We start from the raw sequence: 10,876 nt of genomic DNA, 5'->3' as shown, positions 1-10,876 counted from the left end.
ATGCGGACAATAAACACTTCCGTCAACGGCTGGAAGTGTAACTTCTATATTTGACATTTTAATTCCTATTGAATTGAATAGCTAAAATTACGAATAAACATAACGCCCAATTAATGGGCTTTTATTGCTGGCTATAATTTGCGAGGGACGAGCACAGCCAGCTGTAAAAGTCCCGTTGAATTGCTTGTTATATGCCTGATAAACTTAAACATAAATACACAAGTTCAAAGTAAAAGACGGTAGTAATAAACGCACTATAAATTGAGCTACTCACAAATGCCAGAACGAAATAATAGCTTTGCCAACAAAAGTCTCTTTAACAAGGCAAAGCTTATTAGTGACTATTGAAAAACCACAATAGCGAAACTCGTAGCAGCGCATTAAAAAGTAAAAGTTAATAACCAAATTATTAGCTAAAGCACCCTACTACATGAATTGCATATAACGCTTTGCTAAGCGGCTAAAAATGGCTGGCTATAATAGCGAGGTACGAGCACAGCCAGCTGTTTGTGTCCGTTTAAGCAACTTGTTATAAACCTGTAGGTGAAATAACAAACTGAAGTATCCCATTTCTTACTGCAAATATAAATACAACTAACCAAACAAAAAATAAAAGGGATTTCATTAGCTTACGTTTAACTAATTGAAGCTCGGCATTCTCGTCAAATACGTTTGAAACATATAACGCTTGGTAGAATTTGAAACAAGTCATTTTGTTTTGAGCAGTAACGGTGAGCCAGAAAGTATTAATTTTTTTAATAGCCGAGAATGCCATTTTAATAATAAAAATGAATCCAAAAGATATTATAAAAATACTGACTGTGTATGCGATTTCAATAGGTGACATAGGAGTTTCTAACTTTAGGTTTATAACAGCTTATTAGTTTGCAAAAACCCTGCTTTCCACAAAACATTTACAAACAACTTTAAAAACCTAGACTAAGTCACTTTAATCGAAATATCAACAATATAACTTTTTTACCTATGCTAGCAGCTGCGTGAAAGGAGGAAAAAAACCTGCTTTGTTGTAGAAAGCGAGAAATAACCACAACTGTATACAAGCACAGTTGATGTTTTATAAAATTAAACTTGATGTATAATCCTGATTTAAAACATTAAGTGCTCTCAAGTTTATCTATTTTAGTCATCGATATTAAAGCAAAAATAAATCCTGCAATGTAATCGACATACCTATACTCATTATCATTCAAGATTCTAGTTTCAATGGGAACTAAGCGACAAACTTAGCATAACGGTATGTATTTCTATATTTGAATGGATATTTATGATTTCTACGACACATATACAAATTATGTGTTTTTCATCGATGAATTAACGAGTAACGTTTTCACGCCCTAAATAGGCGATACTAAAAGCAAGAATAAAAGGTAATACGCGCTCAACAATGTCGCCGGGAGTATTTTCTTGCCAGCTAAGATAAACCGTTAAAGTAAACCCACTGAAAATAGCAAAAAATCGATAAGGCCCTTTTATCGGGGTACCTAATAATACAACCAGCAATGGCGCAAAAGCTGAGCCTATGGCAGCCCAGGCAAAGAGTACGCGTGAAAATATAGCTTCAGGGGCATATAAAGCAATTAACATTGACACAACACACATAACAAACACAGCTAAACGAGAAAGTAATAAACTCGCTTTAGCTGATAAGTCTTTTTTAATGTCGTAAGAAAGTGATGACGCTGCTACTAATAATTGACTATCTGCAGTAGACATAATTGCTGATAACACAGCAGCTATAATAATACCTGCAACAACAGGATGAAATAATAAGGCAGTAACACCAAAAAGTATTTGTTCGTTATTTTCAGCATTAGGCACTAATATACGTGCACATAATCCTAAAATAAGCATGCCACCGTAAACAATAACAGGCCAACCTATGCCAATATAAGTGGCTGTTTTAATAGATTGTTTATCTTTTAGCGCCATAAATCGATTAATCACGTGGGGTTGCCCTGGGTTACCCAAACCAATACCTAACATACCTAATACAAACGCAAAAGCCATCCAGCCTGAATGTACCCCAGTAAAAGAAAGTTGTTGCGGTGTAAATTGTGTATGTAAACCACTATAAATTTCGCTAAAACCACCAACCTGAATTACAGCTGCAGTAGGTAAAACGATAGCTGTTAGTGCCATAAGTGATCCTTGTAATGTATCAGTCACACTTACCGCCCAAAACCCGCCGAGTAAGGTATAAATTAAAATAATAAGTGTGCCAAGAATAATGGCTTGGCTGGCATCCATATTAAAACTACTCGCAAATGTTCCACCAGCAGCTTGAAATTGAGCTGCAATATAAAACGAGAAAGAAAAAATAATAGCGAAGCTACATAACCACACAATAGGTTTTGCCCAGCTTCCCTTACCTGCTAATAATTCGGTTAATGTGACGGCGTTTGTTTTAATACTGAGTTTATAAACTTTAGGGGCTAGCCAAAACCAATTAAAAATATAGCCCCCCACAACAGCAGGAAACAACCAAATAGCGGAATACCCCATGGTATACGCGGCTCCACTTACACCTAATAAACTCCATGCAGATGATGCACTCGCTGATGAGCTAATAGCGGCAACCCAAGGCCCTAAAGTTTTACCGCCAATAAAAAAGTCTTCTGTAGATTTTGTGCGTTTACTGGCCCAAAGGCCAATACCAATAAGAAGCAATTTATACACAAGTAAAGTAGTAAGAATTACAAATTCACGGGTCATATTGCCTCCTATATGCTTAGAAGAATATTACAAGTTAAAAGCTAAAATGCGGTCGAGTTTCTTTAACTTTAATTCCTGACTGCATCCATCTTAAGTTCATTCCTATTTTTTTATTATCTTGTTCGCTCCAAATGTAGGTTATGGTTTTACCTGTTTTGTTATCTATTAAACCAAACTTTAAAATAGGATCTTTTGTGTTTTGGTAAGTTAATTTAGCTAGTTGTACTGAATATTCAGACTTTTCTCCGGTTTTATCATCAATAAGAGGGAATATTTGCCCTTCGTTATGAATTAATATTTTGCTAGTAAAGTGCCATTTAGCGTCTTCGGCAGCATCTTTACCACCAATTCTATTACCACCCCACCCAGTGAAATAAGTCACTTTACGGTTTTTATGCGCTATGCCTTGCTTGTTACCAAAAATATGTTTTCCATCTTCATCAATAGCTGAATCATCAATCCATATTTCACCGTCTAATAAACGAAGTTTGTCGTTAAAAAACAGTTTTTTACCACTTCTACTCGATACTATCGAGCACGCGTTATGATCCATGTAACCGTCAAAATACTCACCAGTAAATTTCCAGTACACTTCACAGCCTGGATAGGTTGATAATTCGTCTGTGGTTAAATGGGCAAATAATTCAGGTTTTAAATGAGAAAATGCATACTTTGCTTCATCTTTAAAACGGTAAATATTAAGTTGTAATACACCCTTTTCTTCATTGCGTACAAACTGATACAAACGTTGGCGATAAACTTTAGTTTTATCTCCGTCCATGTACTGTTTTACAAAATAGGTTTCGCCCGTTAATGCAGGCATAGAGATTGGTGCAAATATATGATGAATATGATCATGTAATTGAATGGTGCTGTCTTTTTCGGCATTTATTTTGTCTTGCCAATTTTGTTCGTAATTATCAAACTCGCCAGCAAACCATTGGTGAAAAAGAGCTTCTTTTAATGGATCTTCTTTAACGATTGATGCGTCACTTATGTTTTGACTATTTTTAACCGTAGTTGTTACACAGCCTGTAAATAACAAGGTACTTAATACTGTACAAAGAGCCTTAGATCGTATGTTAATAAAAAAGTTATTCATTTTATTTCCCTAAATTACGTATTCATTAGTTTTGTCTATACCCAAACCATATTGTTGATTGATAACATAAAAACAAATGATCATTATCAATAAGTCAGTATCATTAATCATGCTTTTATAAAAACACTTTATTATTTTGAAATACTTTTATTTCCTCATCGCTATAACCTAACGATTGTAAAACGTTTTTAGTATCTTGACTGAATTCAGGCAATGAGAAGTTAGGCTGTGCTGGTTCATTTTGATATTTAATGGGCACACCTAAATGGTAGTTACCTTTATTGTCGGTAAGTAACATGTCTCTATGAGCTAAATGCTCATCTCTAATGGCATCATTCAACTCTCTTACAGGTGCCCAACATACATCTATATTATTTAAAAATGTTTCCCAATGAGCTAAAGGTTGCTCAGCAAAGGTTTCACTTAAAAACGCTTTTACAGGATCTTGTGCAACACCAGGTGGTAATTTACATAACTCGAATAAGTCTTCACGATCAAAAGCGATGAGTAAGTTATAAGCAAACTTAATTTCAGAGCCACCTAAAGTAAGATATTTCTCATCTAACGTTTTATAAATATTATACAGAGCAGCTCCGCCCCAGCTGCGTTCTTGTTTAGGAGTAGGCGATCTGTTTTCAGCAAAAGGAGGACCCATTACATTGGCGTACCAAGCAACAAGTGAGTCTTGCATTGAAATATCTAAATAGTCCCCCTCGCCCGTTTGTTGTTGACGAATAATAGCCATTAACACGCCTGAAAATGCCATTAAGCTCCCTGCCATATCAGCTACAGGCATTGCAGGTTGTGCGGGTTTTCCGTCTTGACCTTCGTTAATAGACAATGCGCCTGAATCGGCTTGTATGCTTAAGTCGTGTGCGGGAGATAAGGCTTTAGGCCCCGTTTGCCCGTAAGCAGAAATAGAACAATAAACAATACGCGGATTAATTTTTTTGATGGTGTCGTAGTCAATGCCTAAACGCTTTACTACACCGGGACGAAAAGCTTCTACAACCACATCAACGGTTTCACACAGTCGATAAAAAGCTTGTTTACCTTCTTCTGTTTTAAGGTTTAAGTTAATGCTTTTTTTACCTCGAAAAACATTTCGAAACCAAACTGATTGTCCGTTTTGTGTTAAACCTACTTGCCTCACTGGCTCACCACCTGTGGGCTCAAGACTAATCACTTCAGCACCGTGATCGGCCATCATCATGGTAAAATGAGGGCCCGGTAAAAATAAGGATAAATCGAGTACTTTAATACCATCAAGTTTCATAAGTTAAATCGCGCCTTGGCTTTTTAATGTTGCAATTTTTTCAGCACTATAACCGAGTTCAGTTAAAAGCTCGTTTGTTGTATCGCCCATAGCTACTGCGGCTTTACCTGATAAACGTTGTCCATCAATTTTAATTGGATTACCTAAAATTTCCATATCAGGGTTTTCACCATGAGGCACTTTACGTACCATACCAATATCGCGAATGTATGGGTTATTCATCGCTTGCGGTAAATCGTATACTGGCGCACAAGGAATTTTTCCTGCTAATAGTTCAAGCCAGTATTCTGTAGTGTGGCTTGATAGCACACGATCAATTTCTTGAGTAAGTACATCACGATTTTCACGACGTTGAGCAACGGCTTTAAAACGATCTTCGCTTAATACGCTATCGTTTAATAACCCCATTAAAATATCCCAAAACTTATCGGTCATCGCCATTAAAAATATAAAACTGTCTTGAGTTTTATAAAGCTGACACGGTACCGTTGCCGGATGAGCCGAACGCGCAACACGTTCAGTAACGTGGCCTTCGTTTAAATACCACGTTGCAGGATAAGACAATTGATGTAGCGCTACGTCAAATAACGAAACATCTACATCGCGACCTTGACCTGTTTTATATGCGCCTAATAAGCCGGCAGTTAGTCCTAATGAAGCGACTGCACCGGTCATAAAATCAACCATAGACACACCAAAGCGTGCGGGTGCTTGTCCGGGTTCGCCCGTTAACGACATTAAACCTGCTTCTGCTTGCATTAAATAGTCGTAACCTGGCCAATTTGCACGGTCGTTATCTCGTCCGTAAGCCGATAAATGGCCACAAACAATTTTAGGATTAATATGTTTTAACGCATCGTAGGTAATACCTAGTTTTTCAGGTTGATCGCCACGTAAGTTATTAGTTACCGCGTCTGCAGTTTTAACTAATGCTTCAAATACCTTACGGCCTTCTTCAGTTTTAAGGTTTAACGAAAGGCTTTTTTTGTTTAAGTTAAAGGTTTGAAAAAAGTAACTGTCGTTTTCTCCCAGAAAAAACGGCCCTGTTTGTCTAGAAACATCACCACCTATTTTAGGGTTTTCAATTTTGATCACTTCAGCGCCCATATCTGATAAAAACATTGAACCATAGGGACCTGCGCCGTATTGTTCTACAGCAATAATTCTTACACCTTCAAGCGGGAGTGTTGGCTTCATTTGAAAAGACCTTATAATAAGAGCCTGCAGTTAACTTCAATTCTATTGATTGAATGCTTAACACAGGCTGTTGGAAAATTTATTCCATTTCATACAGAGTGATGGCTAACAACTAAATTTTGTATTTTTCAATTAACTGTTTAGCGATAATAATACGTTGCATTTCGTTAGTACCTTCGCCAATACACATCAGCATAGCGTCACGATAATAACGTTCAATATCGTATTCAACCGAGTAGCTATAACCACCAAAAATACGCATAGCTTCGCTGGCACAAAATACACCCGTTTCTGATGCGAAATATTTGGCCATTCCGGCTTCCATATCACAACGCTCTTCTGCGTCATATTTAGCTGCGGCTTGTTCTATTAATAAACGCGAGGCTTCAACTTTTGCAGCCATTTCACCCAGTTTTAATTGAATAGCTTGATGATTACATATTGGTGTACCAAACGCTTCACGCTCTTGTGCGTAACGTACGGCAAGCTCCATTGCACCTAAACCAATACCGGCTCCACGTGCTGCTACGTTAATTCGACCAAGTTCTAAGCCTCCAACCGTTTGTACAAAACCTTTACCTTCCACACCACCTACTAAATTACTGGCTGATACTCTAAATTGCGTAAATACCACTTCGCAGGTATCTATGGCTTTGTATCCCAACTTTTTCATTTTTATTACTTCAATACCCGGTAAAAAATTACCGTCAGCATCTTTAGTTTCTACAACAAATAAACTGGTGCCTTTGTGGCGTGGTTTAATATCTGTGTCAGTTTTTACTAACACTAATAGTGAATTACCGTTAAGGGAGTTTGTGATCCACGTTTTAGCGCCATTAATAATATAGTCGTCGCCATCTTTTACTGCGGTAGTACGTATAGCCTGTAAATCGCTACCTGCGTTAGGTTCTGTTAACGCTACACCACCACGTAACTCTCCAGTAACCATGCGTGGTAAAAACTTTTCTTTTTGCTCAGCCGTACCACAACGTTCAATAGCAGAAGCTTGAATTAAGTGTGAGTTAAAAATGCCGCTGGGGGCCATCCATGCTGAAGCGACTTTGATCACGATTTTGGCATAAATTGATGCCGGTAAACCTAAACCACCAAATTCTTGCCCTATTGTTGCGCCAAATAAACCTAAATCTTTCATTTGTTCAACAAGTGCATGTGGATATTTATCTTCTTGATCGTGTTCTTTTGCTATGGGTCTTACTTCGTTTTCAACCCATTTGTTAATCATATCTAAAATGGCTAACTCATCTTCTTTTGACCAAACTTCTGACATAATTTTCTCCTCATTGGGTTAAGACTTATTCTTTATCTTCTACTGCATAACCAATTTTTGGAATAAGCATTTTACGAATAAAGTTACATACTTCTACGCCGTCTTGGTTAAAGCCGCGAGTTGACACTTTTACAATACCTTGCGTAGGACGAGATTTAGATTCACGTTTTTCTAATACTTCAGATTCAGCATATAACGTGTCGCCTACAAACATTGGATGAACAAGGTTAATGCTCTCCCAACCTAAGTTAGCAATAGCTTTTTGACTTACGTCGGTAACACTCATACCTACCATTAACGCAACCGTTAGCGGAGAACAAACAATGCATTTTCCAAATTCACTTTTTTTAGCAAACTCATTATCGAAATGCATTGGATGTGTATTCATCGTCATTAACGTGAACATGTGGTTATCATTTTCAGTAATCGTTTTACCCGGACGATGTTCGTAAATATCTCCCACATGAAACTCTTCTAAGTAACGACCAAAAGTTTCTCTGTAACGGTTTTCACTGATTTTTTTTACGTTTTGTACCATGATATCTCCTAGGTCATTTTAAGTGGTTGTTTTAATTGTTACTTGCCACAATGACGCTGATGTTTAAGTAAATGTTTGTTAAATAAAAAAGGTTCAATTCAAATTAAGATGCTGCTTCAACAAGTTGTAATATACGTTGCGAGGCTAAAATAATGGGTCTATCAACCATACGACCGTTTACAACAACAGCACCAACATCTGGGCCATCTACCGCTTTCATGACGTCTTGTGCAAAAGCAATTTGTTGCTCGTTAGGCATAAAAGCTTGGTGAATAATGCTAACTTGATTAGGATGAATAGCCGCTTTTGCGGTATAACCTAACGCGCGTACTTTGCGTGTTTCATCAAGTAAATCTTCAGTATCTTTTAAATTAATGTGTGGTACGTCTATCATGTCGACATTAGCACTCGCAGCGGCAACAACCAGTTGGCTACGTACAAATAACAAAGCGTCGTAAGTAAAATCGCAACGTAGCTCTGCCGACATATCAGCCCCACCAAACATTAATGCGCTTACACGGTTCCCCTGTGCAATGTGTTTAGCGTTTTCTAAGCCTTCAATCGTTTCAATTAAACCTATGAGTTTAGTGTCGTTTAAACCATTTGAACTATTGGTTCTGGTTGTTGCTAAAATATGTTCTGCTTGTTCAATTTCTTGTTGGTTACTGCACTTGGCTAGCATAATAAAAGCGGGATTAACTTGCGCTAAAGCATTAAAGTCGTCTACACCTAAAGGAGTTGATAACGGGTTTATACGTACACAAATATTGTGATTACCTTGAGTAATAAAGTCGATTACCGCTTGGCGGGCTTCTAATTTATTTTCAGGCAATACCGCATCTTCTAAATCGATACAAATAAGGTCTGCACCTGCCGCAAGGGCTTTTTCAAAACGGTCAGGTCGAGAACCGGGTACAAATAAAAGTGAACGTAAAATTTTCATTATGCTTCCCATATTTTATTACGCCGTTAATAAGCGCTTTTTAACCAAAGAGCTATACGCTTACATGTGTTTGAAAATGCTCGGCAATGTCTTGCCGTGTTGCAAACCAAACACCGTCTTTGCTACTCACATATTTCAAAAATTCTTCTAGCGCCCAAATACGGCCCGGACGGCCAATAATGCGTAAATGTAAGCCTATGCTCATCATACGAGGTTGTTCTTCACCTTCTGCGTATAAAACATCAAAAGTGTCTTTCGCGTATTTCAACCATGCTTCAGGCGTATAAGAAGGAGCTACCCACATTTTCATATCGTTTGAATCAAGTGCGTAAGGTACAATCACCATAGGTTTGTCTGAACCTTGCACTTCATCCCAAAACGGCGCATCGGCACTGTAGTCGTCCATGTGATACAAAAAGCCTTCTTCTTGTAATAAACGGCGGGTGTTTTCAGTTAAAAGGTAGCGTGACAACCAACCTAGAGGTCGTTTACCTGTAGTTTTTTTAATGCTTTCAACAGCGTTACGAATAAAGGCACGCTCTTCGGTTTCGTCCATTCTAAATTGATGGATCCAACGGTAACCATGCGAACAAGTTTCATCGTTGCGTCGAGCAATCGCTTGGGCTAAATAAGGTGCGCGTTCTAAACTTAATGCTGCAGCTGTCCAAGTAGCACGAATATCATATTTATCAAGCAGTTTAATAATGCGTGGACCGCCTTCGTTAATACCGTATTGATAGTTAGATTCGTTACCGTAATTACGCATAGGCTTTTTTAAATGAACGCTTAATTCATCTACCGGCTCCATGCCTTTATCGCCATCTTTTACTGTGTATTCAGAACCTTCTTCTACGTTAACAACAACAGACATTGCTAAACGTGCGCCTTTTGGCCATTGATAATTATTCGACATATTCTTCAACTTTTATGATGTGTTTAAACAAGTTAATCTAATGGTATTCTTCGCCACCCGATACATTCATACATTCGCCTGTTATATAAACCGCTTGGTCTGAACATAAAAAAGCGCATGCTTTGGCAATATCATCTTGTAAACCGGGGCGTCCCATAGGAATACGATCTCGCATGTCTTTCATGTATTGTTCATGCCCTTTTCCTGTTACTTCAGAAAAATGTTCGTTTTGCCATGCGCCTAATCCAGTAGTGATATGGTTAGGGCAAATTTGGTTGACGTTAATTTGGTATTGCCCCAGCTCTTGGGCAGCAACTCGAGTAATACCGTTCATACCGTGTTTAGACGTTGTATAAGCTGAGGCATGAGCAAAAGCTGATTTAGATGCTTGCGAGCCAATATTTATAATTTTTCCACCAACGCCCTGCTTAACCATTTGCTCTGCTGCAAACTTAATACCGAGGAAAGTACCTCTTAAATTTACATTGAGTACTGAATCCCATTCGGAGACTTCCATGTCTAAAATCGGCTTCATTAAATATCCGATACCGGCATTGTTTATCCAGATATCGAGTTTTCCGTAGGTGTCTACGGCAAATTGAACCGCTGCTTGCACTTCTTCTGCGTGTAGTACATTACAAATAAAGTAACTGGCTTCACCGCCTGCGTTTTTTATATCATCAACTATAGTTTGCATTTCAGAAGATGTACCAATCGCTGACTCAGGCATATGTTCACCTGCGGCTTGGCCTATATCAGTAATAACAACTTTACAGCCTTCTTCAGCTAGGCGTTTCGCCATTGCTTCACCTAAACCTTTAGGACGACCAGCACCGGTAATAACAACAACTTTATTTTTAAGTTCAGAATAAATAGCCATAACTGT

The 10,876-nt window shown here is 38.1% G+C and carries 10 protein-coding genes; all 10 read right to left on the bottom strand.

What is annotated here, in order from left to right:
* Positions 1-529 precede the first annotated feature (529 nt).
* The 10 genes from B0X80_RS15790 to B0X80_RS15745 all read right to left on the bottom strand — a co-directional run bounded on the left by B0X80_RS15790 (position 530) and on the right by B0X80_RS15745 (position 10,870).
* The gene (locus tag B0X80_RS15790; RefSeq protein WP_077341996.1) at positions 530-847 is read right to left on the bottom strand and encodes a hypothetical protein; all 318 of its coding nucleotides are present in this window, start codon (positions 845-847) and stop codon (positions 530-532) included.
* A gap of 485 nt (positions 848-1,332) precedes the next feature.
* Positions 1,333-2,733: a sodium/proline symporter gene (locus tag B0X80_RS15785; RefSeq protein WP_077341994.1), complete on the bottom strand. Its 1,401-nt coding sequence runs from the start codon at positions 2,731-2,733 to the stop codon at positions 1,333-1,335.
* Positions 2,734-2,767: 34 nt separating this feature from the next.
* Positions 2,768-3,835 (bottom strand): chromophore lyase CpcT/CpeT, encoded by a 1,068-nt coding sequence (locus B0X80_RS15780; protein WP_077341992.1) that lies wholly within the window; start codon positions 3,833-3,835, stop codon positions 2,768-2,770.
* A gap of 115 nt (positions 3,836-3,950) precedes the next feature.
* Positions 3,951-5,111, bottom strand: coding sequence for a CaiB/BaiF CoA transferase family protein (locus tag B0X80_RS15775; protein ID WP_077341990.1), 1,161 nt, complete (start codon positions 5,109-5,111; stop codon positions 3,951-3,953).
* Positions 5,112-5,114: 3 nt separating this feature from the next.
* Complete coding sequence (locus B0X80_RS15770) at positions 5,115-6,308, bottom strand: CaiB/BaiF CoA transferase family protein (RefSeq protein ID WP_077341988.1); 1,194 nt, start codon at positions 6,306-6,308, stop codon at positions 5,115-5,117.
* Positions 6,309-6,420: 112 nt separating this feature from the next.
* Positions 6,421-7,596, bottom strand: a complete 1,176-nt coding sequence (locus B0X80_RS15765; protein WP_077341986.1) for an acyl-CoA dehydrogenase family protein — start codon at positions 7,594-7,596, stop codon at positions 6,421-6,423.
* A gap of 25 nt (positions 7,597-7,621) precedes the next feature.
* Positions 7,622-8,134, bottom strand: a complete 513-nt coding sequence (locus tag B0X80_RS15760) for a MaoC family dehydratase (RefSeq protein WP_077341984.1) — start codon at positions 8,132-8,134, stop codon at positions 7,622-7,624.
* A gap of 103 nt (positions 8,135-8,237) precedes the next feature.
* Positions 8,238-9,077 carry an HpcH/HpaI aldolase/citrate lyase family protein gene (locus B0X80_RS15755; protein WP_077341982.1) on the bottom strand — a complete coding sequence of 280 codons (840 nt, stop codon included), beginning with the start codon at positions 9,075-9,077 and terminating at the stop codon, positions 8,238-8,240.
* A gap of 52 nt (positions 9,078-9,129) precedes the next feature.
* The gene (locus B0X80_RS15750) at positions 9,130-9,990 is read right to left on the bottom strand and encodes a polysaccharide deacetylase family protein (protein ID WP_077341980.1); all 861 of its coding nucleotides are present in this window, start codon (positions 9,988-9,990) and stop codon (positions 9,130-9,132) included.
* A 37-nt stretch (positions 9,991-10,027) separates the two neighbouring features.
* Positions 10,028-10,870, bottom strand: a complete 843-nt coding sequence (locus B0X80_RS15745; RefSeq protein WP_077341979.1) for an SDR family NAD(P)-dependent oxidoreductase — start codon at positions 10,868-10,870, stop codon at positions 10,028-10,030.
* Between the last annotated feature and the right edge of the window lie 6 nt (positions 10,871-10,876).

This window comes from Pseudocolwellia agarivorans (assembly GCF_002000085.1).
GTDB lineage: Bacteria > Pseudomonadota > Gammaproteobacteria > Enterobacterales > Alteromonadaceae > Pseudocolwellia > Pseudocolwellia agarivorans.
The sequence above is the reverse complement of the archived record's forward strand: the minus strand, read 5'-3'. Positions and strand labels throughout refer to the sequence as shown.

Coding starts and splice junctions, on each gene's coding strand:
- B0X80_RS15775 (WP_077341990.1), bottom strand. CDS start 5,111: ATGAAACTTGATGGTATTAAAGTACTCGATTTATCCTTATTTTTACCG.
- B0X80_RS15765 (WP_077341986.1), bottom strand. CDS start 7,596: ATGTCAGAAGTTTGGTCAAAAGAAGATGAGTTAGCCATTTTAGATATG.
- B0X80_RS15755 (WP_077341982.1), bottom strand. CDS start 9,077: ATGAAAATTTTACGTTCACTTTTATTTGTACCCGGTTCTCGACCTGAC.
- B0X80_RS15745 (WP_077341979.1), bottom strand. CDS start 10,870: ATGGCTATTTATTCTGAACTTAAAAATAAAGTTGTTGTTATTACCGGT.
- B0X80_RS15770 (WP_077341988.1), bottom strand. CDS start 6,308: ATGAAGCCAACACTCCCGCTTGAAGGTGTAAGAATTATTGCTGTAGAA.
- B0X80_RS15785 (WP_077341994.1), bottom strand. CDS start 2,733: ATGACCCGTGAATTTGTAATTCTTACTACTTTACTTGTGTATAAATTG.
- B0X80_RS15790 (WP_077341996.1), bottom strand. CDS start 847: ATGTCACCTATTGAAATCGCATACACAGTCAGTATTTTTATAATATCT.
- B0X80_RS15780 (WP_077341992.1), bottom strand. CDS start 3,835: ATGAATAACTTTTTTATTAACATACGATCTAAGGCTCTTTGTACAGTA.
- B0X80_RS15750 (WP_077341980.1), bottom strand. CDS start 9,990: ATGTCGAATAATTATCAATGGCCAAAAGGCGCACGTTTAGCAATGTCT.
- B0X80_RS15760 (WP_077341984.1), bottom strand. CDS start 8,134: ATGGTACAAAACGTAAAAAAAATCAGTGAAAACCGTTACAGAGAAACT.